24 protein-coding genes and 1 pseudogene are annotated in these 26,348 nt (G+C 73.7%); 14 read left to right on the top strand and 11 right to left on the bottom strand.

Features of this window, described 5'->3' with window-relative positions; all coding sequences use genetic code 11:
• Nucleotides 1–17: 17 nt before the first annotated feature.
• The 4 genes from ACIQJT_RS11275 (at nt 18) to ACIQJT_RS11260 (ending at nt 4,687) form a co-directional block, all read left to right on the top strand.
• Nucleotides 18–452, top strand: a complete 435-nt coding sequence (locus tag ACIQJT_RS11275) for a DUF6643 family protein (protein WP_365449091.1) — start codon at nt 18–20, stop codon at nt 450–452.
• A 42-nt stretch (nt 453–494) separates the two neighbouring features.
• Entirely contained in the window at nt 495–1,322 is an 828-nt protein-coding gene (locus ACIQJT_RS11270; protein ID WP_402642150.1) for an MOSC domain-containing protein, read from the top strand.
• 212 nt (nt 1,323–1,534) lie between these two features.
• The gene (locus ACIQJT_RS11265; RefSeq protein WP_365449563.1) at nt 1,535–2,140 is read left to right on the top strand and encodes a hypothetical protein; all 606 of its coding nucleotides are present in this window, start codon (nt 1,535–1,537) and stop codon (nt 2,138–2,140) included.
• 111 nt (nt 2,141–2,251) lie between these two features.
• Nucleotides 2,252–4,687, top strand: a complete 2,436-nt coding sequence (locus ACIQJT_RS11260) for a right-handed parallel beta-helix repeat-containing protein (protein WP_402642148.1) — start codon at nt 2,252–2,254, stop codon at nt 4,685–4,687.
• Here the strand turns inward: ACIQJT_RS11260 and ACIQJT_RS11255 are convergent.
• Entirely contained in the window at nt 4,657–6,999 is a 2,343-nt protein-coding gene (locus ACIQJT_RS11255) for a hypothetical protein (RefSeq protein ID WP_402642145.1), read from the bottom strand. The genes ACIQJT_RS11260 and ACIQJT_RS11255 overlap by 31 nt on opposite strands.
• A gap of 294 nt (nt 7,000–7,293) precedes the next feature.
• On the opposite strand from ACIQJT_RS11255, the gene ACIQJT_RS11250 reads away from it, so the two are divergent.
• Together ACIQJT_RS11250 and ACIQJT_RS11245 are read left to right on the top strand one after the other, a co-directional pair.
• Nucleotides 7,294–8,124, top strand: a complete 831-nt coding sequence (locus tag ACIQJT_RS11250) for a DeoR/GlpR family DNA-binding transcription regulator (RefSeq protein WP_053852933.1) — start codon at nt 7,294–7,296, stop codon at nt 8,122–8,124.
• Nucleotides 8,125–8,174: 50 nt separating this feature from the next.
• Nucleotides 8,175–8,654: an SRPBCC family protein gene (locus ACIQJT_RS11245; protein ID WP_402642143.1), complete on the top strand. Its 480-nt coding sequence runs from the start codon at nt 8,175–8,177 to the stop codon at nt 8,652–8,654.
• Nucleotides 8,655–9,358: 704 nt separating this feature from the next.
• Here ACIQJT_RS11245 and ACIQJT_RS11240 read toward each other — a convergent pair.
• Nucleotides 9,359–10,504, bottom strand: a complete 1,146-nt coding sequence (locus tag ACIQJT_RS11240) for a PLP-dependent cysteine synthase family protein (RefSeq protein WP_402642140.1) — start codon at nt 10,502–10,504, stop codon at nt 9,359–9,361.
• Between the two features lie 350 nt (nt 10,505–10,854).
• On the opposite strand from ACIQJT_RS11240, the gene ACIQJT_RS11235 reads away from it, so the two are divergent.
• Both ACIQJT_RS11235 and ACIQJT_RS11230 read left to right on the top strand, forming a co-directional pair.
• Complete coding sequence (locus ACIQJT_RS11235; protein WP_053847615.1) at nt 10,855–11,178, top strand: hypothetical protein; 324 nt, start codon at nt 10,855–10,857, stop codon at nt 11,176–11,178.
• A gap of 185 nt (nt 11,179–11,363) precedes the next feature.
• Entirely contained in the window at nt 11,364–11,885 is a 522-nt protein-coding gene (locus tag ACIQJT_RS11230) for an ATP-binding protein (RefSeq protein WP_365449078.1), read from the top strand.
• Nucleotides 11,886–12,338: 453 nt separating this feature from the next.
• Here ACIQJT_RS11230 and ACIQJT_RS11225 read toward each other — a convergent pair whose 3' ends face one another.
• From ACIQJT_RS11225 to ACIQJT_RS11215, 3 genes are read right to left on the bottom strand one after another with little or no spacing between them, the layout of a single operon-like run.
• The gene (locus tag ACIQJT_RS11225) at nt 12,339–14,900 is read right to left on the bottom strand and encodes an ABC transporter permease (protein ID WP_402642135.1); all 2,562 of its coding nucleotides are present in this window, start codon (nt 14,898–14,900) and stop codon (nt 12,339–12,341) included.
• Nucleotides 14,897–15,739 (bottom strand): ABC transporter ATP-binding protein, encoded by an 843-nt coding sequence (locus tag ACIQJT_RS11220; protein ID WP_365449074.1) that lies wholly within the window; start codon nt 15,737–15,739, stop codon nt 14,897–14,899. Before ACIQJT_RS11220 ends, ACIQJT_RS11225 begins: the two co-directional genes overlap by 4 nt.
• Nucleotides 15,736–16,029, bottom strand: coding sequence for an SHOCT domain-containing protein (locus ACIQJT_RS11215; protein WP_365449072.1), 294 nt, complete (start codon nt 16,027–16,029; stop codon nt 15,736–15,738). The genes ACIQJT_RS11220 and ACIQJT_RS11215 overlap by 4 nt, the downstream gene beginning before the upstream one ends.
• Nucleotides 16,030–16,200: 171 nt before the next feature.
• On the opposite strand from ACIQJT_RS11215, the gene ACIQJT_RS11210 reads away from it, so the two are divergent.
• The 3 genes from ACIQJT_RS11210 (at nt 16,201) to ACIQJT_RS11200 (ending at nt 18,422) form a co-directional block, all read left to right on the top strand.
• On the top strand, nt 16,201–16,794 hold the full coding sequence (locus ACIQJT_RS11210; protein WP_402642131.1) for a TetR/AcrR family transcriptional regulator: 594 nt from the start codon (nt 16,201–16,203) through the stop codon (nt 16,792–16,794).
• Between the two features lie 96 nt (nt 16,795–16,890).
• Nucleotides 16,891–17,505 (top strand): DUF4865 family protein, encoded by a 615-nt coding sequence (locus ACIQJT_RS11205; RefSeq protein ID WP_402642128.1) that lies wholly within the window; start codon nt 16,891–16,893, stop codon nt 17,503–17,505.
• A gap of 2 nt (nt 17,506–17,507) precedes the next feature.
• Nucleotides 17,508–18,422: a phosphotriesterase gene (locus tag ACIQJT_RS11200; protein ID WP_402642126.1), complete on the top strand. Its 915-nt coding sequence runs from the start codon at nt 17,508–17,510 to the stop codon at nt 18,420–18,422.
• Between the two features lie 175 nt (nt 18,423–18,597).
• Here the strand turns inward: ACIQJT_RS11200 and ACIQJT_RS11195 are convergent, their stop codons facing one another.
• From ACIQJT_RS11195 to ACIQJT_RS11180, 4 genes and pseudogenes are all read right to left on the bottom strand, one after another.
• Nucleotides 18,598–19,047 carry an RpiB/LacA/LacB family sugar-phosphate isomerase gene (locus ACIQJT_RS11195; RefSeq protein WP_402642124.1) on the bottom strand — a complete coding sequence of 150 codons (450 nt, stop codon included), beginning with the start codon at nt 19,045–19,047 and terminating at the stop codon, nt 18,598–18,600.
• A 1-nt stretch (nt 19,048) separates the two neighbouring features.
• Nucleotides 19,049–19,771, bottom strand: a complete 723-nt coding sequence (locus ACIQJT_RS11190; RefSeq protein ID WP_402642121.1) for an NUDIX hydrolase — start codon at nt 19,769–19,771, stop codon at nt 19,049–19,051.
• On the bottom strand, nt 19,764–21,008 hold the full coding sequence (locus ACIQJT_RS11185) for an ROK family protein (RefSeq protein WP_402642119.1): 1,245 nt from the start codon (nt 21,006–21,008) through the stop codon (nt 19,764–19,766). Before ACIQJT_RS11185 ends, ACIQJT_RS11190 begins: the two co-directional genes overlap by 8 nt.
• 40 nt (nt 21,009–21,048) lie before the next feature.
• Nucleotides 21,049–21,687: pseudogene (locus ACIQJT_RS11180) on the bottom strand (alpha-ketoglutarate-dependent dioxygenase AlkB family protein); the annotation flags it as partial.
• A gap of 67 nt (nt 21,688–21,754) precedes the next feature.
• Here ACIQJT_RS11180 and ACIQJT_RS11175 point away from each other — a divergent pair.
• Both ACIQJT_RS11175 and ACIQJT_RS11170 read left to right on the top strand, forming a co-directional pair.
• Nucleotides 21,755–22,897, top strand: a complete 1,143-nt coding sequence (locus ACIQJT_RS11175; RefSeq protein WP_402642615.1) for a methyltransferase — start codon at nt 21,755–21,757, stop codon at nt 22,895–22,897.
• Nucleotides 22,890–23,699: a class I SAM-dependent methyltransferase gene (locus ACIQJT_RS11170; RefSeq protein WP_402642117.1), complete on the top strand. Its 810-nt coding sequence runs from the start codon at nt 22,890–22,892 to the stop codon at nt 23,697–23,699. The genes ACIQJT_RS11175 and ACIQJT_RS11170 overlap by 8 nt, the downstream gene beginning before the upstream one ends.
• On the opposite strand, the gene ACIQJT_RS11165 is transcribed toward ACIQJT_RS11170, so the two are convergent.
• A complete protein-coding gene (locus tag ACIQJT_RS11165) occupies nt 23,677–24,528 on the bottom strand; it encodes a ketose-bisphosphate aldolase (protein ID WP_402642114.1) in 852 nt (283 codons plus the stop codon). The genes ACIQJT_RS11170 and ACIQJT_RS11165 overlap by 23 nt on opposite strands.
• 8 nt (nt 24,529–24,536) lie before the next feature.
• The gene (locus ACIQJT_RS11160; protein ID WP_365449052.1) at nt 24,537–25,421 is read right to left on the bottom strand and encodes an SIS domain-containing protein; all 885 of its coding nucleotides are present in this window, start codon (nt 25,419–25,421) and stop codon (nt 24,537–24,539) included.
• Nucleotides 25,422–25,545: 124 nt separating this feature from the next.
• Between ACIQJT_RS11160 and ACIQJT_RS11155 the strand changes: the two genes are divergently transcribed.
• Nucleotides 25,546–26,325, top strand: coding sequence for a DeoR/GlpR family DNA-binding transcription regulator (locus ACIQJT_RS11155; RefSeq protein WP_365449050.1), 780 nt, complete (start codon nt 25,546–25,548; stop codon nt 26,323–26,325).
• Nucleotides 26,326–26,348 lie beyond the last annotated feature (23 nt).

The following is a 26,348-nucleotide window of genomic DNA, read 5'->3' as shown; positions in this document are numbered from 1 at the left end:
GGCTTAACTTATGTGCCATGACCTCCCCCCGCTCCACTTATGGCGGCGGCTACTACTCCGCCTCCTTCCCGGACACTCCGATCTACGACTCACTCGTGGCCGAGCGGGGCACCCCGCAGATCGCCCCGATCCGGGTCCCGGCCGCGTACGACGTCCCGGCAAGCCACCTGCCCGCGCTGCCGTCCGCGCTGCCCGCCCTCCCCGCGGGCCCCTCCCAGTCCGCCTACGGCTACCCGCAGATGCAGCAGCCCGCGCCGCTGCAGCAGGCGCCCGCGGCGTACATCCCGCAGCAGGCCGCCGCCCCCCGCGGGTATCCCGGTCCGCAGCAGCAGCCGCGTCCGGCCGGCCCCGGCATGGCCACGGGCTACGAGGCGATGCGCCCCGCGGCTCCCCGGCCCGCCCCGGCGGCCCCCTACCAGGACCCGTACAACCAGCAGTACCGCGGGTACTGATTCCCCTCCCGGGCTGTCGGTGCCGCCTGGCACGATGGCCCCATGGGGAATTCACAACTGCTGTCGATCCATGTCCATCCGGTCAAGGCGTTCCGGGCTCTGGGGCTCCGGGAAGCCGAGGTGGAGCCCTGGGGGCTGGCCGGTGACCGGCGCTGGGCGCTGGTCGACGACGGGGGAAAGGTCGTCACCCAACGACAGCAGCCACGCCTCGCGCTTGCCGCCGCCGAGCTGACGCCCGGCGGCGGCGTCGTGCTGTCGGCGCCCGGCATGGACCCGCTGACCGTGCCGGTGCCGGAGCCGGGCGAGACCGTCACGCTGGACCTCTTCGGGGACAAGATCGAGGGCGTGCCCGCCGCCGACGCGGCCGCGCACGCGTGGTGCAGCGAGTACCTCGGCGCGCGAACCCTCCTGGTCCACATGGACGATCCCGCCACCCGCCGCCCGGTCGAGCCCGAGTACGCGCTGCCGGGCGAGACCGTCACCTTCGCCGACGGATACCCCCTGCTGCTCACCTCCGCGGCCTCCCTCGACGCCCTCAACTCCCTGATCTCCGCGGGCCCGCACGCGGCCGAGGGCCCACTGCCCATGAACCGCTTCCGGCCGAACGTCGTCGTGGGCGGCGCCGACGCCTGGGCCGAGGACGACTGGTCGCTCGTCGCCATCGGAGACGTCACCTTCCGCGTGGCCAAGACGTGCGGACGGTGCGTGGTGACCACCACCGACCAGGACCGGGCACTGCGCGGCAAGGAGCCCCTGCACAGCCTGGGCCGGCACCGGCGCCTCGGCGGCAAGCTCGTCTTCGGACAGAACCTGGTGCCCCGCTCCCGAGGCACGATCCGGGTCGGGGACCCGGTCACGATCCTCGAATAGGGCGCCGGCGCGGCGGCCGGAGGACGCGGTCCCGGCGGAGATCCACCCGGGGCCGGGCCGCGGGAACACCGCCCGGGGGCCCGCACGTTGGAGCCTGCGTGAGGAGTTCATGAGAGGACCCGGCCGCAGGTGATTTCGCTCTCTCTTCGGCAGGTCCCGCGCGTGGACGACTCCGTCAGGGGTTATCACGGAGCGGGAAGGGGGTGCGGACAGTGCGAGCGATCAGCGGACTCTGGCGTTGGCGGCACAACCCGCTGTGCCGTCGGACCGATCTGGCGGAAGCCTGGGCCGGCCTCCTGGCCCTGCTGCTGATCCTGGTCGTCGGACCCGTGATCGGCGCCCTCACCGGGACCGCGGCCCAGGACGCGCTCCAGCGGTCGGTCCGTGAACAGCAGGACTCCCGGCGGCTGGTGACGGCGACCGTGGTCCGCGAACTGGACCGGTCGCCGCTGGACGCCGACCCGGAGGCCGCCTCCGGGCGCGAGCCGCGCACCCGGGTGGTGGCCGACTGGACCGCCCCGGACGGCAGCACGCACCAGGGCACCGTCATGGCCGCCCTCAAGACCCCGCACCCCGGCGACCACTTCACCCTGTGGACGGACCTCCACGGCCGCACGGCGGCCCGCCCGCTGGACCCCGCCACCGCCACCACCCATGCCGTCCTCGCGGGCGTCGGGGCGGCCCTGCTGACCGCGGGCCTGATCGAGGGCGGCAGACGGCTCGCCGTCTGGCGCATGGTCCGCCGCAGGTACGCCCGTTGGGACCAGGCCTGGGACCGCGCGGGCCCGGACTGGGGCCGGACCGGCACCGGGAGCTGACGGCCTCACGGCTCTGGTCAACCCACCACCCGCGCGCACGCTACGGTGGACCGGCCGAGGTCCCTCGGCAGCACAAACCCGCGTACTACGAGGTGGGGGCACGGCAACGCCATGGCACAGGGCACGGTCCAGGTGACGCACACCGGCACATCGCGGTGGCGGCGCCGCACAGGTGAGTACGCGTCGCTCGCCGCTGCCCTGGAGGCCGCGGCGGACGGGGACGTCCTGACGATCGCGCCCGGCACCTACCGGGAGAACCTCGTCGTGCAGCGGGCGGTGACCCTGCGCGGCCCCGAGGGTTCACCCGGCTCCGTGCGGATCGCGCCCGTGGACGGGGTGCCGTTGACCGTGCGGGCCTCCGCCGTCGTCCAGGACCTGCACGTGGAGGGCCAGGACGCGGCCGCGCCCGCCCTGCTCGTGGAGGAGGGCACACCGGAGCTCACCGACATCCGGGTCGTCACGCGGTCCGCGGCCGGCATAGAGGTGCGCGCAGGCGCGCGCCCGACCGTGCGGCGCTGCACCGTCGACAACCCGGCCGGCATCGGCATCGCCGTACTGGACGGCGCGGGCGGGGTGTTCGAGGAGTGCGAGATCGTCGCGTCCGGCCAGTCCGGGATCGCGGTGCGCGGCGGTGCCCACCCCCGCCTGGAGCGCTGCCGCATCCACCACACCGGGGGCGCGGGACTGGCGGCGACCGGCGAGAACTCCGCGCTGGAGGCCGTGGGTTGCGAGGTGTACGAGGTCCGCGGCAGCGGGGTCCAGATCACCGGCCGGGCCACCGCGCACCTCACCGACTGCGATGTGCACCGCACCACCGGCGACGGCGTCACCCTCGACACCGACGCGGTGCTGACCCTGGCCGACTGCCGCATCCACGACATCCCGGAGAACGCGGTCGACCTGCGTTCCCGCTCGGTGCTCACGCTGACCCGCACGACGGTCCGTCAGTTCGGGCGCAACGGCCTGTCGGTGTGGGACCCGGGCACCCGCGTGGACGCCAACCAGTGCGAGATCTTCGACAGCACGGGCGACTACCCGGCCGTGTGGGTCAGCGACGGCGCCACCGCCGTACTGGACTCCTGCCGGGTGCACGACGTGCCGGACGCCCTGTTCGTCCTGGACCGCGGCTCCCGCGCGGACGTCGTCGACAGCGACATCTCCCAGGTGCGCAACACCGCCGTGTCGGTGAGCGACGGGGCCATCGCGCAGCTCGACGACTGCCGGATCCGGGACGCGGCCACCGGCGCCTGGTTCCGCGACCACGGCAGCGGCGGCACCCTCAACGGCTGCACGGTGGACGGCACCCAGACCGGAGTGATCGTCACGAAGGGCGCCGACCCGACCATCGAGCGGTGCACGGTCGACTCCCCCGCGGAGGCGGGCTTCTACGTGTCGGCGGGCGGCCGGGGCAGCTTCCTGAACTGCCGGGTGACGGGCAGCGGCGGGTACGGCTTCCACGTGATAGACGGCTGTCGTGCCACGCTCAGGAAGTGCCGCACCGAGCGCTGCGCGCGCGGGGGTTACGAGTTCGCGGACGCCCCGGACGCGGCCGCCGGATCGGGCCCCGTCGTCGAGGACTGCACCAGCGACGAGAGCGGCGGCCCGACCCCGCGCGCGGCCCGGGAGACGGTCGTGCAGACGGAGTCCCGCTCCCCCGGGCTGCTGGGGTCGATCCCCGGGCAGCGCGCCGCCGAGCCGGCGCCGCCGGCCGCCCCCGACGAGCCGGCGAAGCCCGCGCGCACCTCGAAGGACGTCCTCGGCGAACTCGACGCCCTGGTGGGCCTGGACAGCGTCAAGCGCGAGGTGCGGGCGCTCACCGACATGATCGAGGTCGGCCGGCGCCGCCGGGAGGCGGGCCTGAAGGCGGCCTCCGTCAAGCGCCACCTGGTCTTCACCGGCTCCCCCGGCACCGGCAAGACGACCGTCGCACGGCTCTACGGCGAGATCCTCGCCTCCCTCGGGGTGCTGGAGAAGGGGCACCTCGTCGAGGTGTCCCGGGTCGACCTCGTCGGCGAGCACATCGGTTCCACGGCCATCCGCACCCAGGAGGCCTTCGACCGGGCACGCGGCGGTGTGCTGTTCATCGACGAGGCGTACGCGCTGTCGCCGGAGGACTCGGGCCGTGACTTCGGCAAGGAGGCCATCGACACGCTGGTGAAGCTGATGGAGGACCACCGGGACGCGGTCGTGGTGATCGTCGCCGGCTACACCGCCGAGATGGAGCGGTTCCTTTCCGTCAACCCGGGCGTGGCGTCCCGTTTCTCACGGACCATCACCTTCAGCGACTACACCCCGGACGAACTCCTCAGCATCGTGGAGCAGCAGGCCGAGGAGCACGAGTACCGGCTGGCGCCGGGCGCCGCGGAGGCTCTGCTGAAGTACTTCACGGAGCTACCCAGGGGCGCCGCCTTCGGCAACGGCCGTACCGCGCGCCAGACCTTCGAGGCAATGGTGGAGCGGCACGCGAGCCGGGTCGCCCAGGTGGACGACCCGACCACGGACGATCTGACCCTGCTCTACGCCGAGGACCTGCCCGTCTCGTCCTGAGACCGCGGGCCCGGCACATCCGGCTGGAGCCGGCCCAGCAGTCGCGTCCGCTCCTCGGCGAAGACCGGGTCGGCCTGGTAGTCGGAGTGGCCGAGGATCGGCGCGGGCAGCGGGTGCAACCCGGTTCGGCCGTAGGCGAGCGGGTCCATGAGGGGCTCCCGGTCCACCTCGGGGCCGCAGTCGCCGGGCAGCCGCACGGGGCCGCCGATCGGGTCGGTGAGCCGGTAGAGGTTGCGCCAGCAGTCCACGTCGTGGTGCAGGGCGGTGAGCGCGGCCGGGCCGAAGTGGGCCGGGAACCAGCGGCCGTAGAGGCGCTCCAGCGGGGAGCCGTAGGTCAGCAGGGCGACCCTCTTGCGGACGGACGGCTCCAGCTGCCAGGCCGCCGCTGCCGCCAGGACGCTGCCCTGGGAGTGTCCCGAGATGACCAGCCGGCCGCGCGTGGCCCGGACCCAGGTCGCGATCCGCCAGGTCAGGTCCGGTACCGCGCGCTCGGCGTAGCAGGGCGGGGCGAAGGGGTGGGCGGCGCGCGGCCAGAAGGTGCCCACGTCCCAGAGGATGCCGATGGTCCGGCGCGCGGAGGGGTCCTTGTAGGCGCGGCGCCCCCAGGTGACGAACAGGATGAAGCCGAGGCCGATCAGCCAGGAGCCGAGTGCCTGCGCGGTGTCGGCGGCGCTCTGCACGAAGGCGTACGCCCCCTCGGCCGCCTTCGCGGGTGTCTCGCGGGAGGTCAGGGCGCCGACGAGCGCTCCGGCGCCGAGGAGCAGGGTGCTGGCGGACGTCACCCCGAGCAGGCGGGGCCCGCGGTCCGTCAGTGCCGCCATCGCGCGGGTGCGGGCGATGCGGCGGGTGCGTGCGGCGTCCTTGGGTTCCTCCGGGTACTCGCTCTCGACGGTGTCCAGTTGGGCCAGGCCGGAGCGCCAGGTGCGCCGGCCGAGCCAGGCGCAGTGCCCCAGCAGCACGAGGAGGACCAGCGGGATCACCGACGCCTGCCAGGTCAGCAGCACCGGTGGGCCCGGGATGGTGGCTCCGGTGCCGTCCAGCCAGTCCGCCACGCGCTGCGAGACGCCGCCGGACATCACACCGCCCAGGGCGCAGGCCAGTGTCGCGACGGCGGGTCCGGCCAGGCCGCGCATCGCGGCGCGCGGGTCGGGACGGGTGCGGTACAGCAGGTGGGCGACCACGGCCAGGGCGATCACCAGGAGGCCCTGCACGAAGGCGATGCCGCCGAAGGTGGCGTCCCCCGACAGCCGGCCGTGCGACTGCCAACCCGGCCGCTCCCAGCCGGCGTACACCGCGGCCAGGGCGAGCAGGCCGAGCGCGGCGAGCGGCAGGCGCCGTACGAGGTGCTCGTCGAGCCGGCGGTCGAGGTACTTCTCGCTGCGGCCGCGGCGGCACACCACCCAGACGACGGCGATCCCGGCGGCGACGAGACCGGTCTGCAGGAGCAGGCCGAGCGTGTCGAGGAGCGCGGGGCCGCCCGGGGCGCGGTCGTGGCGGGCCGCCGTGGAGCTGACCGCCGCGGCGATCGTGAGCAGGCCCGCCGCGGTGTGCGCGGCCCGCAGCCGGGCGACCAGGCGGCGGCCGTACCAGAAGCCGGGGCGGCCGAGCGCGGTGCGGCCGGGGTCCTCCTCCGGCTCGCCGCCGCGGGACATGGGCTGCTGGGACTCGTAGTCGCTCCAGGTGCGGTGGGACAGGTACCACAGGAGGCCGGTCAGCGCGGCCGGGACCAGGGCCGCCAGGGCGAGGCGGCGGCCCGGCCTGCTCCACCAGCCGCCGTCCGACACGTCGGGCGACAGGAAGCCGAGCCAGGTGTGCGACTCGGCGCACGCGCGTGTGCCCGCGCACTGCCAGGCGGCGAGGTCCAGGGCGACCTCGCAGGCGGCGGCGACCAGCAGAACGGTCAGGGTCAGGCCCGCGAGGCCTACCAGGAGGCCGTACAGGCGCACGGTCCGTCTGCGGCCGCCGGCCGCCGGGCGCATCCAGTGGGCGAGGTTGACCACCATGAACGGCAGCAACAGCAGCCACAGGGCACGGGTGCCGTTGCCGGAGGTGAGGTTGCACCAGACGTACGCCTCGGGCACCGGGCCGGTGCCCGCCTCGTGCGGTCTCTTCTCCGCGTCGACGTCGTCGGCGCGCCGGAAGACGGCCGCGATGCCGTCACCGGTGATCCGCACCGTGCGCGGATCGTCGAGCATCTGCTCGGGCGTGGTGCCGCCCACTCCGTGGACCAGGAGTTCCAGGGCGGCGGTTGCGGATTCTTCGGGCCCGGCGGACGAACCGCCGTCCTTGCCCGTGGTCGTGACACGTTCCACTGTCTTCTGCTCTTCCCCCGTGACGCGCGGCCGGCATCTGTCCGTGCGGGCACAAGGATCGCCGCTCGGCGCGCCGCGCACACCACTCGTCACGGAATCTCCCCCGATCCGTGCGCCGACCGGAACCCGGCTGTCACCCCTGTGGCGGGAGTGCGTCGGGGCGGTCGGTGGCGCTCCCGGTGGGGCCCCGTGCGAGTATGGGACGTCCCGCGCACCAGGGACGGGCAAAGTGTGCTTGTGGGAGTGGGTGCGCAGGGCGTGTCGGACAGCCCAGGCGAAAGGACCGGAGCGTACGTGAGTGAGAATCAGAACCTCCTCGCGGAGCAGCGGCGCGCCCTGATCCTGGACGAGGTCCGGCGCCGAGGCGGGGTGCGCGTCAACGAGCTGACCCGCAAGCTCGGCGTGTCGGACATGACGGTACGGCGCGATCTGGACGCGCTGGCCCGCCAGGGTGTGCTGGAGAAGGTGCACGGCGGCGCGGTCCCGGTGGTGGAGGCGAGCACCCACGAGCCGGGCTTCGAGGCGAAGTCGGGTCTGGAGCTGACCGCCAAGGAGGACATCGCGCGGTCCGCGGCGGAGCTGGTCGCCCCGGGCACCGCGATCGCCCTGTCGGGCGGTACGACGACGTACGCGCTGGCCCATCATCTGCTCGACGTGCCGGACCTGACCGTCGTGACCAACTCGGTGCGGGTGGCCGACGTCTTCCACGCGGCCCAGCGCACCACGGGTCCGCGCCAGGGTGCGGCGACCGTCGTGCTGACCGGCGGTGTGCGCACGCCCTCCGACTCGCTGGTGGGTCCGGTGGCCGACCAGGCCATCGCAGCACTCCACTTCGACGTGCTCTTCCTCGGGGTGCACGGGATATCGGTCGAGGCCGGCCTGTCGACGCCCAACCTCGCGGAGGCCGAGACCAACCGGCGGCTCGTGCAGTCGGCCCGGCGGGTCGTGGTGGTCGCCGACCACACCAAGTGGGGCACCGTGGGCCTGAGTTCGTTCGCCTCGCTGGAGCAGGTCGACACGCTGGTGACGGACGCGGGGCTGCCGGAGTCGGCGCGCGCGGAGGTCTCGGAGCATCTGCGGCGGCTGGTCGTGGCGGGCGACTCCCTTGACGGTACAGACATCTGACGGAGCGACAGCTAGGGTGGCATCTCCCGTTCACACCTGGGGGGTTGGCCATGGCTCACCAACTGCGCGAGGTCGGGCTCGACTTCATCGCGACCGCGCCTGTACGGATGGTGTTCGTGCAGGAGATGTCGGCGCCGCCGGGGGCGGTGTACCGGGCGCTCGCCGATGATGTTCCGGGCTGGGAGGAATGGTTCGCGGCGGTGACACTGGCCCGCTCGACCGGGGACGGTACGACGCGGGAGATACGCCTCAGGGGCGGCGGGCGCTTCCACGAGACGATCATCGCGGCCAAGGACCCGGAGGTGTACGCCTACCGGGTGGACGTGGCCAACGCGCCGGGTGCGCGTGCCATCGCCGAGGAGTGGCGGCTGACGCCCGCCGGGGCGGGCACCCAGGTCCGCTGGACGTTCGCCGTAGACGGCATTGCGGCCTTCCGCCTCGTGACCAAGCTGGGGCGGGCCGGGCTCGGCCGGGCTTTCCGGGACGCGGTACGGACCCTGGACCGGCGGCTCGCGGCTCGGAGCGCGTAGCCGGGGTCGCGGCTGGCGGGGGGCGGGGCCCTTGTACGTGCGCCTTGGGAGGCGCGCGGGCGGTCTGTTGCCAGGGGCGCACCTCGTCCATGGCATTGTCACCGCGGCGGGCATGAACACGCTCGCCGTCGACCCGTCCGACGTCGACCGCACGCGGCCCCGCATCGGGCAGACTCGGCACGGGTACGGCGCCCCCCTGCGCCGGCTACCTTGCCGGCAGCCCCGTCGTCCTGCGCAGACTGGTGAGCGACGTCTACGGGCCTTGCCCGCGGATGGGGTCTGAAGGAGGCAGAGGGCCGTGAGCCACGCTTCCGCGCCTCGCCTCAGGACGGAACCCACAGCAGGCGCAGGGCCGGGAGCGGGACAGGCGCAGCGCCCCCGGATCGAGCCCGCAGGAGGCGCAGGGCCGGGAGCCGCCCTTACACGCCTCCCTCCCCCGGACGGAACCGGCAGGAGGTACAGGGCCGGGAGCCACGCACACACACCTCACCCCCGGACCGAGACCGCAGCAGGCGCGGGGCCGGGAGCGGCCCGGGCGCAGCGCCGCGACGGGGGTCCGTCGCGTGCCGGTGACGGACCGCGAGGGCGTCGGGAACGCTCTGCGCCTCGACCGGACGTCCCGCGGAGAGCGGACGCCCGGGATCGGTCGATCGGGGGCCGCCGGAAGGGTCAGGTTGGCCCGATGCCGGGACTCTCGTCAGGGCCTAAGGGATGCCGGGACCGACCCGGCCGGGCCAGACCCCCGTCTCCAGCAGTGCGGCGATCGCCGCCGTGTAGGGCTCGATGTCGAGGCCCTGCTCGGCGAGCCACGCGTCCGAGTAGTACTTGTCCAGGTACCGGTCGCCGGGGTCGCAGAGGAGGGTGACGACGCTCCCCCGGCGCCCCTCGGCCACCATCTCGGCGATGATCTTCAGCGCGCTCCACAGGCCGGTGCCCGTCGAACCGCCCGCGCGGCGGCCGATGGCCCGCTCCAGGGCGCGCACGGCGGCGACACTGGCCGCGTCCGGGACCTTCATCATGCGGTCGATCGCCCCGGGCACGAAGCTGGGTTCCATGCGGGGCCGGCCGATGCCCTCGATGCGCGAGCCGCAGTCGCACGTGACGTCCGGATCGCCGGTGCTCCAGCCCTCGAAGAAACAGGAGTTCTCCGGATCGGCGACACAGATGCGGGTGTCGTGCTGCATGTAGTGGACGTACCGGGCGATGGTCGCCGAGGTGCCGCCGGTGCCGGCCGTGGCGACGATCCAGGCGGGCTCCGGGAAACGCTCCAACTCCAGTTGCCGGAAGATGGATTCGGCGATGTTGTTGTTTCCCCGCCAGTCCGTGGCGCGTTCCGCGTAGGTGAACTGGTCCATGTAGTGGCCGCCCGTCTCCACCGCGAGGCGGGCGGACTCCTCGTACATGGTGCGCGGGTCGTCCACGAAGTGGCACCGGCCGCCGTGGAACTCGATGAGGCGGATCTTCTCGGCGCTCGTCGTGCGCGGCATGACCGCGATGAAGGGCACGCCGATCAGTTTGGCGAAGTAGGCCTCGGACACGGCGGTGGAGCCGCTGGACGCCTCGATCACCGGGCGGCCCGGCCGGATCCAGCCATTGCACAGGCCGTAGAGGAACAGCGAGCGCGCGAGCCGGTGCTTGAGGCTGCCGGTGGGGTGGGTCGACTCGTCCTTGAGGTACAGGTCGATGCCCCACCTCTCCGGGAGGGGGAAGCGCAGGAGGTGGGTGTCGGCCGAACGGTTGGCGTCGGCCTGCACCTTGCGGACGGCTTCTTTCAGCCAGCCGCGGTAGGCGGTGTCGCTGTGGTCGATGTCGAGGGTGTCGCCGGGTCGGGTCTGCTGGGGGGTGCTCACGGCGGGGCTCCTAACACTTCGCGCCGACGGCGCGTCGCGCGGCCGACGGCTCGATCATAGACACCTTCCGCACGCTTCTCACCTGCATAAACACACCTTTGAGAGCCTCAAAGACACCCTGGGGGCACCCCCGCGCACAGGGGCGGGGGCGCATTCGGACGAGTGCTCCGGGCGCTTCCGGCGAGATGTCATGCGTACTGGTGCTCGACGCTCGTGGCGGGCAGACTGCACCGGGCGGGACGGACGTCTCGGACGGGGGCGCGCACACTGGATCACGACAGAGATGCCGGCTCTCGGTCCACGCGGGAGCACGGGCCGGCACACCACGCGCACAAGGGGGCGGGGCGGCAATGGCGGAGCCGGAGTTCACGGCGACGGGCGTGCGGATCGGGAAGCGGCTGCGATCGCTCACCCGGGCCGGTCAGGTCCGGATCAACGACGGCAGACTGGAACTGCTCACCAGCTACGGCAGCGAGATCGACAGCGCGCCGGTACAGGCGGTGCGCGCCTCCAAGCCCTGGTTCGCCTCGGACGACCGGGCCCTCGCCGACCTCAACGGCAACCGGTACCTACTGACCCTGGGCGAGCACGATCCCGCTCCGGGCGAGCCGGGGCCGCCCGCGGCCCGCCGGTTCATCGAGGCCGTCCGCAGGGCTGCGGGGCGTAGCGAATAGGCCACCGCGAGTTGCGGTGTCGCGCCTCCTGCGTCACGCTGGTCTCACATCACTCTGGGTTTACCGGCGATCACGCTGCAAACCAGCCCGCCGGGCACGACAGCAGGCGGCCGTTTCACGCAGGCACCTGCTGGATCGATCCGAACTCCGTGTTCTTCCGGACCTCACGTCGGGGAGTCGCAGCCGTGATCAGTCACCCAAGCAGGCATTGCACGGTGGAGCTCCAGGCTCTGCCCTCGCGGATCGGCCAGGTCCGCAGAATCCTTTCTGCGCAGTTGCGCTACTGGCACATGGATCCCCTCATAGACCGGGCCGTGCTCGGTGTGACGGAGTTGTTGACCAACGTCCACCGCCATGCCCAGCCGGACAAGACGTGCACCGTGGAGATCGAGCTGCTGCTCGACCGGCTCATGGTCTCGGTGCACGACCATGACCCGCGTCTGCCGGTCGTGGCCGACATCAAGGACACCGAGCCGCTCGCCACGTGCGGGCGGGGGCTCGCGATGGTCGCCGCGGTCAGCGAGAGCTGGGGCGTACGGCCGGACGGCGACGCGGGCAAGTTCGTGTGGTTCTCACTGCCGACGCCCGCCGCCGCGCGACCGCAGCGGCACACCGTCCTCGACAAGAGCGCGCTGCGGTTCACCGAGGTGCGGGCCGAAGCCCGCAGGCCCGAACACGCTCCCGCCCGGTCCGCCGTTGCCGGCTGACCGGGCGGTGACGGCTCCTCCTCCTGCACGTCATCCCGCGGGGTGCGCGCGGTCCGGGGCCGGGGCGAGGCTCGTGGCCGGCCCGTCGGCCTCGCCCCGCCCACCGCCCGGTCGGGCGCGTCGACTCAGCCGCCCCGGGTGGGTGCTCGACCGTTTCCCTCGGTGGGGCTTCCACGCGTTCGGCATTCCCGTAGGCGAGCGCTTCCGGTTCTGTGTCGGCCTGCGCCTCGGCTCGCGGACCGTCGGTGGCTCCTCGCCCGATCGCTCGCCGCCCAGGCGTTCGGCGCCGGAGTGCGCCGGCTGGTGAAGCCTCCGTGGCAGGGCGGCCGTACGAGACCCTCCCCAACGGGGCTTCCCACGACCGCCGTTCCGGCGTCTTCCACCGCTGTGCCCCTCCGACGCCCTCCCAGCCGCACGAGCCGGAACGGCAACCGCCGGTGGGCCCTGTCTCGTTCACTCGGTCGCGATCGCTCGCAGTACGTCGAGACGGGCCGCACGGTGCGACGGGCGCAGACCCGCGAGGGCTCCCGCGGCCAGGCCCACCAGGGCGACGATCGCCAGTTGCACGGGTGGCAGTGCGAAGGCGAAGGTGCTGTCGCTCGTGCCGTCCGAGGCCCTGACGAGGACCCAGCCCAGGAAGGCGCCGAGGCCGAGTCCGCCGACCGTGCCGAAGGCGGCGACCAGGACCGACTCCCAGCGGACCATGGCGCGAAGCTGGGAACGGGTCTGGCCCACCGCCCTGAGCAGACCGAGTTCGCGGGTGCGCTCGTGGATCGCCAGGGTCAGCGTGTTGGCGATGCCCAGCAGCGCGATGAGGACCGCGAGGGCGAGCAGCGCGTAGACCAGTGTCAGCATCATGTCGATGCCGCCCGCCGAGGACTGCGCGTACTCGTCACGGGTCTGCACCTCGGGACGGCCGTAGCGCGCCGCCGCCTTCTCCACCGCCGCCTTGCCCGTGTCGGCGCTCACCCCTTCCTTGAAGGAGACCGCGACGAGCGTGTCCGCGTCCTGGGTGCGGTGCGGGGCCCAGGCCGCCCGGGTGATGACGTAGTCCCCCGCCAGCTCCGACCTGCCGTAGACCGCGCGGACCGTGAAGGGGAGCTTCGCGCCGTCGGTGAAGGCGAGCCGGACCTTGTCCCCGGTCGTGAGACCCCGCTTCTCGGCCTCCGCCCGGGTGACGGCGATACCGTCGGTGCCGAGGTCGCTCAGGGAGCCGTGCACGGTGCCCAGGTCGAAGGTGCGCTCCAGGGCGAGCGGGTCGGTGACGGTCAACGCCCGTCCCTCGCCGTCGATTTCGGCGACACCGCGGCCGAGGCCGACGGCCGTGTCCACCTCGGGGAGGGACTCGAGCGCTCCGGCGAGCCGGGGGCTCAGGCCGCTGCCGCCCGCGCCGAACGACGGGGTGCTGACGGCGACATCGCCCGCGAAGGACCGGGAGACCGTCTGGTCCATGGTGGCCTTCAGGGACGCCCCGAACACCGTGAACAGCGAGACCACGGCCACGCCGATCATCAGCGCGCTCGCGGTGGCGGCCGTCCGCCTCGGGCTGCGCAGGGCGTTGCGCCGGGCGAGGGAGCCGGTGACACCGCGGAGCCGGTCGAGGGGACCGCCGAGGACACGTACGGCCGTCGTGGCGGCGACCGGGCCGAGGACCACGAACGCGGCGAGGGCCAGGACCGCGCCGGTTCCCGCGAGCGGGAGGGACGGCGACACCAGGACGCCGGTGAGGGTGATGGCCACCGCGAGCGCGGCCAGACCGGCCCCGGTGACGGCTCGGACGCGGGAGGCGCCCGACTGGTCGACGGCCGTCTCGCGCAGTGCGGCGAGGGGCGCGGTGCGTCCGGCGCGTACGGCGGGCAGCAGCGCGGAGCCCAGGCAGACCAGGACGCCGACCGCGAGGGGCAGCAGCATCGACAGCGCGCTGATCACCAAGTCGCCCTCGGGGAAGGGAAATCCGATCGCCGGGAACAGGCTCTGGAGGCCGGCCGCGATCCCGATGCCGCCCGCGAGGCCCGTGGCGGAGGCCGTGACGGCCACCACGCTCGCCTCGGTCAGGGTCGACGTGGCGACCTGGCGGCGGGAGGCGCCGAGAGCCCGCAACAAGGCGTTCTCACGCGTGCGTTGGGCGACGACGATGGCGAAGGTGTTGTGGATGGAGAAGGTGGCGACCAGGAGGGCCACGCCCGAGAACACCAGCAGGAAGGTCGTGAAGAGGGTCAGGAACTGGCTGGAGATCATGTCGGTGTTCTCCGCGGCCGACTCCTGGCCGGTGATCGCCTCGACCCCCTTGGGCAGGACGGGAGTCAGCCGGTCGACGAGTTCGCGCTGACTCACACCGGGCCCGGCGCGCACCTTGATGCCCGACGCCTCGCCGGGCCTGGCCGTGAGGTACTTCTCGGCGTCGGCCCGGGTCATGCCGGTGAAGGTCACCTGGGCCATGCCGTCCTCGCCGCCGAAGGTCGCGAGACCGACGACGGTCACCTCGACGGGGTCGGGCGTCCGCAGGATCGTCGTGTCGCCGATCCTCAGGCCGCCCTTCTCGGCGGCGCCGCGGTTGACGACGACCTCGCCGGACCGCTCCGGGGCGCGTCCCTCGGCGAGTCGGTACGGGTTGAGCTGCGGGTCGTCGATCCAGTTGCCGGCGAGGGTGGGCGGGCCCTGGCCTCCGACGGGCTCGCCGTCCGCGCCGACGAGCTGGCCCGCGCCCTGGATGTCGGGCGCGGCGGCCGCGACGCCGGGTACCTGCTCGACGGCCCTGACCAGGGCGGTGGCGACCGGCTCGCGCACCCCCTCGCTCTCCCCCGGCGTGGTGATGGCCTCGGCACTGCGCACCACGGCGTCGGTGCCGCTGGTCGCGTTGCCGAACATGGTGTCGAAGCCGGCACGCAGGGTGTCGCCCATGACGAGGGTGCCGGCGAGGAAGGCGACACCGAGGAACACGGCGAGGAAGGTTCCGGCGAAGCGCCGCTTGTGGGCGCGCAGGGAGGAGGCGCTCAGGCGGAGGGCGGCGTTCATGAGGGGTCCTCCGTCAGAGTGCGCGCGGCCCTTTCCGGCCCCGGACCGGAACGGGCCCGCGTGCGCGAGAGCGCCTCGGTCCGCGCGGGCGTCTCGAAGGCCTTCATGCGGTCCAGGACCCGGTCCGCGGTCGGTGCTTCCATCCGGTCCACCAGGCGCCCGTCGGCGAGGAAGACGACCTCGTCGGCGTGGGCGGCGGCGACCGGGTCGTGGGTGACCATGACGACCGTGCGGGCCGTGCGGCGCACGGTGCTGCCGAGGAGGCCGAGGACCTCCCCGCCGGAGCGGGAGTCGAGGTTCCCGGTGGGCTCGTCGGCGAAGACGACGTCGGGGCGGCTCGCGAACGCCCGGGCGACGGCGACGCGTTGCTGCTGGCCTCCGGAGAGCTCGGCCGGCCGGTGGCGGAGCCGGTCGCGCAGGCCGACGACGTCGATCAGCGCGTCGATCCACTCGGGGTCGCCGCTGCCGCCCGCGAGGTCCAGCGGCAGCCGGATGTTCTCCTCGACGGTCAGCGTCGGCACCAGGTTGAACGCCTGGAAGACGAACCCGACGCGGTCCCGGCGCAGGAGGGTCAGGCGGCGGTCGTCGAGGGAGCCGAGGTCGGTGTCACCGATGTAGGAGGCGCCCTCGGTGAGCGTGTCGAGGCCGGCCGCGCAGTGCATGAGGGTGGACTTGCCGGAGCCGGAGGGCCCCATGATCGCGGTGAAGCGGCCGGCCGGGAAGTCGACGCTCACCCCGTCCAGGGCCCGCACGCCGGTGTCGCCGCTGCCGTAGACCTTCACCGCGTCGACCACCCGGGCGGCCGGCGACGTCCCGGTGGAGGGGGTCGTGACGGTCATACCGCACCGCCCTTGCCCGCCGCACGACCGAACTGCTCGTCCAGGACGGACAGTCGGCGCCAGTACTCGTCCTCGTCGATCTCGCCGGAGGCGAAGCGGCGGCCGAGCACGGCGATCGGCGAGTCGCCCGAGGGGCCCGCGTCGGCCGTGGCGCGCCACGGCCCGCGGCGGCCGCGCCAGGCGGTGCGGCGCAGGACGGTGACGACGCCGAGCACGACGGCCGCCCAGATCAGCGGGAAGAAGAGGATCCACGGGCCCGGACCACCGTCCCAGTGCGCGAGTGTCTGCATGTCGGTCATCTCCCTGGAGTTGCTGAAGGTGTCGTTCGGAGCTGCTTCGAGACTGGCTTCAGGAAGGGGGCCGGGTCGTCGTACGGCCAGCGGCAGTGTGCGTACCTCCCGGGGAGTACGCGGGCCTGTTCCGCCTGCTCCCCAGGGGTCTCGACTTCTGTAACTACTAGTATGTACAGTGCCGGTATGAGCACCTCGGACCGACTGATCGAGTCCACGCGTGAGCTGCTGTGGGAGCGCGGATACGTGGGGACCAGCCCCAAGGCCATCCTGGAGCGCGCGGGCGCCGGACAGGGCAGCATGTACCACCACTTCAAGGGCAAGCCCGACCTCGCCCTGGCCGCGATCCGCAGGACCGCCGAGGAGCTGCGCGCCGCCGCGGAGGACGTGCTCGGCGGGCCCGGGACGCCGTACGAGCGCATCGAGGCGTATCTGCGGCGCGAGCGGGACGTGCTGCGCGGCTGCCCGGTCGGCCGGCTCACGATGGACCCCGACGTCGTCGCCAGTGACGAACTGCGCGCGCCGGTCGACGAGACGATCGACTGGATCCGCGAGCGCATCGCCGGGATCGTCGAAGAGGGCAAGGAACAGGGCCAGTTCGCGGCCTCGCTGGACGGCGAGGAGATCGCGGCGACCGTGCTCGCGACGGTCCAGGGCGGCTATGTCCTCGCCCGCGCGTCCGGCTCGCCCGCCGCGTTCGACACCGGCGTGCGGGGCCTGCTCTCGCTGCTCGCCGGCTCGCAGCCGGGGCGCGCGCCTTCCTGACCCGTCTCGCGGTCGCCGGGGCCGCGCAGGACGACACGACGGCCGACCGGGACGCGCACCCCGCCCGGAAGGACCACCACGCCCGAGGAGACGCCGATGCACGCCATGCAGTACGAACTCACCCTGCCCGCCGACTACGACATGGGCGTCGTCCGCGCGCGCGTGGAACGGGTCGGGCATCTGCTGGACGACTGGGAGGGACTCGGCTTCAAGACGTACCTGATGCGCGAGCGCGGGGTGCACGGCTCGCCCGTCAACCAGTACGCGCCCTTCTACCTCTGGAACACGATGGAGGGCATGAACACCTTCCTGTGGGGAGGTGCCTTCCAGGGGCTCAGCGACGACTTCGGGCGGCCGACGGTACGCCAGTGGACGGGTGTGGCGTACGAGGAGGGAGGCGCCGCGGGCCCCACCGCAGACCCCGCCGGTGCCGCCGTCTCCCCCGCCCGGTGGGCCGTGCGACGGCGGCAACCGGTGTCCGACGGCGTCGAGTTGGCCCTGGTGATGGCGGACGCGGTGGGTGAGACGGAGCGGCTGGCCGGGGAGGACGGCGCGGTGTGCGCGGCCGCAGTCGTGGACACCGCCCGCTGGGAACTCGTGCACTTCTCGCTCTGGACGCACGAGTCGCCCAAGGCGGACGGCGAGATGTTCGAGGTGCTGCACATGTCGGCCCCTGGCCGGGAGCGCCTGCCGCGGGGGCGGCAGTGGTGAGGGTGGCAGCCGTCCGCACGGTGGCCGGTGACGTCCCCGCCGAGCGGCTCGGGGTGTGCGACGCCCACGACCACCTGTTCTTCGGCAGTCCCCGGCTGCCCGGGCAGGAGCTGCACAGCGTCTCCGCGGCGCGGGCGGAGCTGGCCGCGTTCGCCGCGCAGGGCGGCGGCGCGGTGGTGCAGTGGACGCCGTACGGGCTCGGGCGGCGGGCCGCCGAACTGCCCGCGCTGTCGCGGGAGACCGGGGTGCGGATCGTCGCCGCGACCGGGCTGCACCAGGCCGTCCACTACGACGACGACACGCTCGCCGGGCTGCGCGGCAGGCTCGCCGAGGTGTTCGTGGCCGAACTGACCGAAGGCATCCGCGAGTCGGGGGTCCGGGCGGGACTGATCAAGGTGGCGGGCGGTTTCCACGCCCTGGACGCGCACGCCCGCTGGACGATGTCGGCGGCGGCCGAGGCCCATCGTGCGACGGGGGCGCCGATCGCCGTCCACCTGGAGCTGGGCACCGGCGCGCTGGACGTACTGGACCTGCTGTGCGGGGAGTTGGGGGTGCCGCCGGAGCGGGTGGTCCTCGGGCACCTGAACCGCTCCCCCGACTTCACCGTGCACCGCCAGGCCGCGGCGTCGGGCTGCTGGCTCGCCTTCGACGGGCCGTCGCGCGCCAACCACGCCACGGACTGGCGCATGCCGGACGCCGTACGGAACCTGGCCGAGGCGGGTCACGGGGACCGTCTGCTGCTGGGCGGCGACACCACGACAGCGGCCGCCCGGTCGGTCGACGGGGGCCCCGGGATGCCGTACCTGCTGCGCCGGGTGCGTCCGCGGCTCGCGGCCGAGCTGGGTGAGGACCTGGTACGACGCATCCTGGTCGACAACCCCGGTCGGGCGCTGGCCGTGGAGTGGACGCGTCCCTGACTCGGCCGCTCAGCGGCACCGGGCGGTCCGGGAGGCCGGCGTACGGCTCCTGCTCCATGACCCCCGTCGGTCCCGGTCCGTCCGCCGGCACCCACGGGAAGTCGGACAGGTTCACCGCGACGACACCGCGCTCGCCCTCAGAGCCCAGGAACACGGCGGGCTGCTCGACGTGCGGCTAGGTCCGGTCGGCGTCCAGGCGCTTCACCCGGGCCACGTTCTCGCGGTCCTCGGCGTCCTCGCTCGGCGCCGCGGCGAACCAGGCGTCGAGGATCTCCTTGAGAAGCGGCTCTGAGGTCAGGCGCAGGCTGAGGGCCAGGACGTTGGCGTCGTTCCAGCGGCGGGCGCCGTCCGCGGTGCGGGCGTCCGTGCACAGGGCGGCCCGTACGCCCGGGACCTTGTTCGCGGCGATGGAGGCGCCGGTGCCGGTCCAGCAGCACACGACGGCCTGGTCGGCCGTGCCCTCGGCCACGTCACGGGCCGCGGCCTCGGAGCAGACGGCCCACTGCGGGTCGGCGCCGGGGCGCAGGGCGCCGTGTGCGACGACTTCGTGGCCGCGTGCCCGCAGCTCGGCGAGGAGGGTGCGCGCGACCGGTTCGTCCATGTCCGAGGAGACGGAGATCCGCATGTCACGAGCCTACTCGGCGGTGCGTCCAACGGACCACGGGTTCCAGGTAGACCACGTGCGGGCCGGTGAGATCCGGCAGCTCGGCCGGTGAGCCGACGAGGGCGATCCGGTCGAACTCGGGGACGCGCCCGCGTGCCGTCTCGGCGGCCACGAGTGCCTCGAAACGCTCGTGGAGCAGGGGCGCGGGCAGGGGCGGCGCCAGGTAGTGGACGCCGACCTGGCCGTCCTCGCCGTAGGTCACCAGGCATCGGCTGAGGTCGGCGGGCGGCAGGTCGACGCCGGTCTCCTCGGCCAGTTCCACCGCGGCGTGGCGGCGCAGGGCGTGCTCGTCGAGCGGCTCGTCGCCGGTGGGCGGTTCCACCGATCCGCCGGGGAACTGCCAGCGGCCGGGCGCGGCGGTGGCCGGGGACATGCGGCCCACCAGGACGCGTCCGTCCTCCGTCGGCTGCACCACGCTCACGAACAGGGACCGCAGGACGGTGGCGCCCGGGACGCGGCGCAGGGCGAAGTAGCGGTAGGTCGTCCGGGACCAGGAGACGACCAGGGTGTCCGGGGCCGGCCGGGAGAGTCCCGCGCAGACCGCCACCGGGCCGTCGAACAGGGCCGGGTTGGCCAGGACGGCGTCGCCCCACGCGCGGTCCATGGCCGTCCGCGCCTCGGGCGGGAGCAGCGGGGCCGCCACCTCGACCAGGCGCAGTCGCCCGGCCTCCAGCAGTTCAGCCACGGGCCAGTGCCCCCAGTGGGTCGTCCAGCACCGGTTGCCACGCCAGCTCGGCCGCTCCGACGAGGCTGTTGTGGTCCAGGGTGCAGGCCAGGATGGGGACGCCGCCGCTCTGCCCCCACAGGCTGCGGTCGGCGACGACGGCCCGCAGACGCCCGGGGTCGGCGTCCAGGAGGGTGCGGTGGAGGCCGCCGAGGATGATCCGGTCCGGGTTGAGGATGTTGACCAGCCCTGCGAGCCCGAGGCCCAGGCGGTCGATCAGCGACTCGGCCGCCCTGCGGACGGCAGGGTCGTCGTAGTGGTCGCGCACGAGGTCGTCGGCCTGCCGGAGCAGGGACTGTTCGGGACCGGGGTCGAGTCCCGCGGCCGTGAGCAGGGCCAGCGGGTCGGCCTCGACGTCCAGACAGCCGCGGCTGCCGCAGTGGCAGGGGCGGCCCTCGGGGTTCACGGTGAGGTGGCCGACCTCCAGGGCGAGGCCCGAACTGCCGGTGTGCAGCCGCCCGTCGAGCACCAGGGCGCCGCCCACGCCCCGGTGTCCGGTCGCCACGCACAGCAGGTCGCGGGCGCCGCGGCCGGCGCCGTGGCGGTGCTCGGCGAGTGCGGCGAGGTTGACGTCGTTGCCCGCGAAGGCCGGTCCGGTGAGGCCGGCGGCGCGCACGCACTCGCCGAAGATACGGCGGACGGGGGCTCCCGCCGGCCAGGCCAGGTGCAGGGGGTTGAGGGCCAGTCCGTCGGGTTCGGCGACCGCGGACGGCACGGCGAGTCCCGCGCCCACGCAGCGCCTGCCCGTCGAGCGCAGCAGGTCGGCGCCCGCCTCCACGACGGAGCCGAGGACCTTCGCCGGGTCGGCGTCGATGGTCTCGCTGCCGGGGGCGGTGGCGACGATACGGCCGCCCAGACCGACCAGGGCGGCCCGGAAGCCGTCGGCGTGCACCTGCGCGGCCAGGACGACGGGGCCGTCCTCGGCGACCGCGAGCCGGTGGGAGGGCCTGCCCTGCGAACCGGCCGGCGCGGTGGGCCGGGCGTCGACGCGGATCAGCCCGAGCGCCTCCAGCTCGGCGGCGACCGCGCCGGCCGTGGCCCGGGTCACCCCGAGTTCGGCGGTGAGCACGGCCCGGGTGGGCGCCCGTCCGGTGTGCACGAGCTCCAACGCGGGCCCGAGCGCACCGCGCCCCCGGTCCAGCCGCCCCCTCGAGGGGGTCCCTTCCCCCGCCGTCCGGGGGTCCGCCTTGCCGCTCATGAGGGCGAGTCTCCCATGATCCGCCGGCCGTCCCGCGCTGGAGGCCGCTGACCCGCAGCGTGATGTTCAGCCGTCCCGTCAGCCCCAACTCGGGCGGCGCGGTGCCCGGATGCACACGGGGGACCCCGTGGTACGCGAGCCGCGAGGGGCCGCCGAAGACGAACAGGTCGCCGCTGCGCAGCTCGACGTCCGTGTACGGCCTGGTCCGGGTCTCGGGGTTGCCGAAGCGGAAGACGCAGGTGTCGCCGAGGCTCAGGGAGACCACCGGCGCGTCCGACTTCTCGTCGCTGTCGCGGTGCATGCCCATGCGGGCGTCCCCGTCGTAGAAGTTGATCAGTGCGATGTCGTATCCGGCGGCCTCGGCGTCCAGGGCGTCCCGCACGGCCTCCCGGCCCAGCTCGCCCAGCCACGGCGGGAAGGGCTTGACCGGCGCCCCGTCGCCGTCGACGACCGTGCGGGCGTAGGCGTACGGGTACCAGTGCCAGCCCAGGCAGACCTGCCGTGCGGTCATCGTGCCGCCGCCGGGGGTGCGGACCGTGCGCAGCCCCGCGGGCGGGCGCGCCCACCGGCGGCAGGCCGCCAGCAGCTCGCGCTGCCGTGCCGGGTCCAGCCAGTCCGGCACGTGCACCGCGCCCGGCGCGACCTCCGTACGGGCTCGGGGGAACAGCTCGGCGTCCATGGGTTCCATCCTGCCCGAGGGGTCTGAGCTGCGGCTCCGATAGCCTGGACGCACGATGGACGACCGAATGACGACGCCCTGGGGCGAACTCGCCCTCACCCGTTTCCCCGAGGACCCGCGCGACCTGCTGCGCGCCTGGGACGCCTCCGACGAGTACCTGCTGAGGCATCTCGCGGACGAGGGGGTGGCGCTGTCCGGCACCGTCGTGGTGGTCGGGGACCGCTGGGGCGCCCTGGTCACCGCGCTGGCGGCGCACCGGCCCGTGCAGATCACGGACTCCTGGCTGAGCCAGGAGGCGACCCGTGCCAACCTGGCACGCGCCGGTGTCGAGCCCGGCACCGTGCCGCTGCTCACCACGCAGGACCCGCCGCCCGACCGGATCGACGTCCTGCTGGTGCGCGTGCCGAAGAGCCTGGCCCTGCTGGAGGACCAGCTCTCACGGCTGGCGCCGGCGGTGCACGAGGGCACGGTGGTCGTCGGCACCGGCATGGTCAAGGAGATCCACACCTCCACGCTCCAGCTGTTCGAGCGGATCCTCGGCCCGACCCGCACCTCGCTGGCGTGGAAGAAGGCACGGCTCGTCTTCTGCACGCCCGAGCCGTCGCTCGAACGGCCCGCCAATCCGTGGCCGTACGGCTACACGCTCCCGGACGGCATCGGTGCCGTCTCCGGGCGGCCCGTCGTCAACCACGCGGGCGTCTTCTGCGCGGACCGGCTCGACATCGGCACCCGGTTCTTCCTCCAGCACCTGCCGTACGGCCGAGGCCACCGGCGGATCGTGGACCTGGGCTGCGGCAACGGCATCGTCGGTACGGCCATGGCCCTCGCCGACCCCGAGGCCGAGGTGCTGTTCGTCGACGAGTCCTTCCAGGCCGTGGCCTCGGCGGAGGCGACGTACAAGGCGAACGGGGTGCCGGGGCAGGCGGAGTTCCGGGTCGGGGACGGTCTGGCGGGGGTCGCGGCGGACAGCGTCGACCTCGTCCTGAACAACCCGCCCTTCCACTCCCACCAGGCCACGACCGACGCGACGGCCTGGCGGATGTTCTCGGGTGCACGCAGGACGCTACGGCCCGGCGGCGAGCTGTGGGTGGTCGGCAACCGGCACCTCGGGTACCACGTGAAGCTGCGGAAACTGTTCGGCAACAGTCAACTGGTCGCGAGCGACCCGAAGTTCGTGGTGCTCAAGGCGGTAAAAAGGTCGAGTGACTGAACCCCCGGCCTCCCCGGCTTTCCCGGCTTCCGCGGCTTCCCCGGCTTCCTCGGCGCGGGAGTTCTACGACTCGCTCGCTCCGGACTACCACCGGATCTTCGCGGACTGGGACGCGAGCATGGCCCGGCAGTCGGCGGCGCTGGGCGCGCTCCTCGGGCCGGGTCCGCACCGGGTGCTGGACTGCTCGTGCGGGATCGGGACCCAGGCGATCGGGCTGGCGCTGGCCGGACACCGGGTCGTCGGCAGCGATATCAGTCCCGTCGCGGTCACGCGCGCCGCGGCGGAGGCGGCATCGCGCGGCGCCCGGCTGCCGGCGGCGGCCGCGGACATGCGACGGCTGCCGTTCGCGCCGTCCGTCTTCGACGTGGTCGTCTGCGCCGACAACTCCGTGGCCCATCTGCTGACGGCCCCGGATGTGGCGGCCGCACTCGCGGACATGCGGCGGGTCCTGCGGGACGGGGGGCTGCTGCTGCTCACTCTCAGGGACTACGACGAGATCCGCAGGACCCGGCCCGGGGCCGCTCCCCCGCAGGTCTCGCAGGGCCCCGACGGCCGGGTGATCACCTTCCAGTTGTGGCACTGGCACCCGGACGGCGAGCGCTACGACCAGGAGTACTTCCAGCTCCTGCCCGGCGGCGGGGACGACTGGACGGTCCGCGTCCGCCGTACGACGTCGTGGGCGCTGACCCGCGCGCGGCTCACGGAGTTCGTGACCGCCGCCGGTTTCGCCGACGTGCGCTGGCACGATCCGGCGTCCAGCGGGTTTTACCAGCCCGTCCTCACCGCGCGAGCAGCTCGATGATCCGCCGGGCCGCCCCGGCCATGGCGTCCCGTCCGGTTCTCAGGTAGGTGCGCGGGTCCACCGCGTCGGGGTGGGCCGCGAGGTGGTCCCGGAGCGCGCCGGTCAGGGCGAGGTTGAGCGCGGTGCCGACGTTGACCTTGGCGATGCCGCCCGCGACGGCCGCGGTGAGTTCCTCGTCGCGGACTCCCGAGGAGCCGTGCAGCACGAGGGGGACGTCCAGGGTGCCGGACAGGCGCTTGAGGAGATCGTGGTCGAGCGTGGCGGTGCGCTCGGTCATCGCGTGGGCGCTGCCGACGGCCACGGCGAGGGCGTCCACACCGGAGTCGGTGACGAAGGCACGGGCCTCGCCGGGGTCGGTGCGGGCGCCGGGGGCGTGGGCGTCGAGCGGGGGTGCGCCGTCCTTGCCGCCGACCTCGCCCAACTCCGCCTCGATCCAGATCCCTTGGGAGTGCGCCCAGTCGGTCGCGGCCCGGGTCGCGGCGAGGTTCTCGGCGTAGGGAAGGTGGGCCGCGTCGTACATGACGGAGCTGAATCCCGCGTCGGCCGCCTGGCGCAGCAGGTCGTCGCTCCTGACGTGGTCGAGGTGCAGCGCGACGGGTACGGCGGCGCGTTCGGCCGCGGCGACGGCGGCCCGGGCGAGCGGGTGGAGGCGGCCCTGGCGGAACTTGACGGCGTTCTCGCTGACCTGGAGGACGACGGGCGTGCCCAGGGACTCGGCGGCGGTGACGACGGCCTCGACGTGTTCCAGGGTGATGATGTTGAAGGCGGCGACCGCGGAGCGGGTGCCGGCGGCGCGGGTGACGAGCTCGCCGGTGGTGACCAGGGGCACGACGTCTCCTAGGGGCGGGCGAGGATCACCGAGCGGGTGAGGTGGCGGGGCCGGTCCGGGTCGAGGCCGCGGGCCGCGGCGACGGCGACCGCGAGGCGCTGCACGCGGACCAGCTCGGCGAGGGGGTCCAGGGTGCCCGGCACCCACAGTGCGCCGGTCTCCCGCACCTGTTCGGCCAGGCCCTCGGGAGCCTCTCCGAGCATCCAGGTGGCGGTACCGCGCGTGGTGACGCTGATGGGGCCGTGCCGGTACTCCATCGCCGGGTATGCCTCGGTCCAGGCGAGAGCGGCCTCGCGCATCTTCAGTCCGGCCTCGTGGGCCAGTCCCACCGTCCAGCCGCGGCCGAGGAAGGTGAACTGCGTGCGGTCGACGAGCCCTTCGGGCAGGGGCGTCGCAAGCGCGGTGCGCGCGTCGGCGACCACGGCGTCGGTGTGCAGGCCCAGGTGGGCGCGGAGCAGGGTGAGGGCGGTGGTCGCGAACCTGGTCTGGACTACGGAGCGTTCGTCGGCGAAGTCGAGGACGACGACCTCGTCGGCTGCGGTCATGACGGGGGTGTCCGGGTCGGCGGTGACCGCGGTGGTGCGGGTACGGCCCTTCAACCGCCCGAGCAGCTCGAGTACTTCGGTGGTGGTGCCGGAGCGGGTGAGGGCGAGGACCCGGTCGTATGCGCGGCCGGCCGGGAACTCGGAGGCGGCGAAGGCGTCGGTCTCGCCCTGCCCCGCGCTCTCCCTGAGCACCGCGGCCGCCTGCGCCATGAAGTACGAGGTGCCGCATCCGACGATCGCGACCCGCTCCCCGGCCGCCGGAAGCGCGCCCGAGTGGCGTGGCACCTCGCTCGCGGCCCGGGTCCAGCACGCGGGCTGGCTGGTCAGCTCGTCCTCGACATGAGTCACGCCGTACCCCTCCCTCGTCATGATTGTTCTTGCAAGATATAGCTATGTTTCAAGCACAATCAAGCATTCCAACGGGGAAAGGGTGCGCTAGGGTCGCCGGGAGGGCGAGGGACGGAGGGTGCGGATGTCGCGGGACGCCCGTTGGAAGGCGCTGCTGGAACTGCTCGTCGAGCGGGGCCGGCTGGACGTCGAGGAGGCGGCCGCCGACCTGGAGGTCTCGGCGGCGACCATCCGCCGTGACTTCGACCAGCTCGCCGAGCAGCAGATGCTGGTGCGCACCCGGGGCGGGGCGGTCGTGCACGGCGTCTCGTACGAGCTGCCCCTGCGGTACAAGACGGCCCGCCACGCCTCCGAGAAGCAGCGCATCGCGAAGGCGGTCGGGGAACTGATCGCGCCCGGCGAGGCCGTCGGACTGACCGGCGGCACGACCACCACCGAGGTGGCCAGGGCCCTCGCCGTGCGCGGGGACCTCTCCAGCGGCTCCCCCGGCCTGACGATCGTCACCAACGCGCTCAACATCGCCAATGAGCTGGCCGTACGCCCCCAGTTCAAGATCGTGCTGACCGGCGGGGTCGCGCGTCCGCAGTCGTACGAACTCGTCGGGCCGCTCGCGGACGGGGTGCTGGGTCAGGTGACGCTCGACGTGGCGGTGCTGGGTGTCGTCGCGTTCGACGTCACGCACGGTGCCGCCGCCCACGACGAGGCGGAGGCCGCGATCAACCGGCTGCTGTGCGAGCGGGCCGAGCGGGTCGTCGTGGCCGCCGACTCCAGCAAGCTGGGGCAGCGGGCGTTCGCCCGGATCTGTGCCACCGGGCAGGTCGGCACCCTGGTCACGGACTCGGCGGCGGCCCCCGAGACGGTCCGGCGGTTCGAGGAGGCGGGGCTGCGGGTCCTCACGGTGTGAGGACCGTTCCCCTGACACCCGCG

Origin of the sequence: Streptomyces sp. NPDC091972 (genome assembly GCF_044756385.1) — a bacterium.
GTDB lineage: Bacteria > Actinomycetota > Actinomycetes > Streptomycetales > Streptomycetaceae > Streptomyces.
Note: the sequence above shows the minus strand (reverse complement) of the source record. Positions and strands in the feature narration are given on the sequence as shown.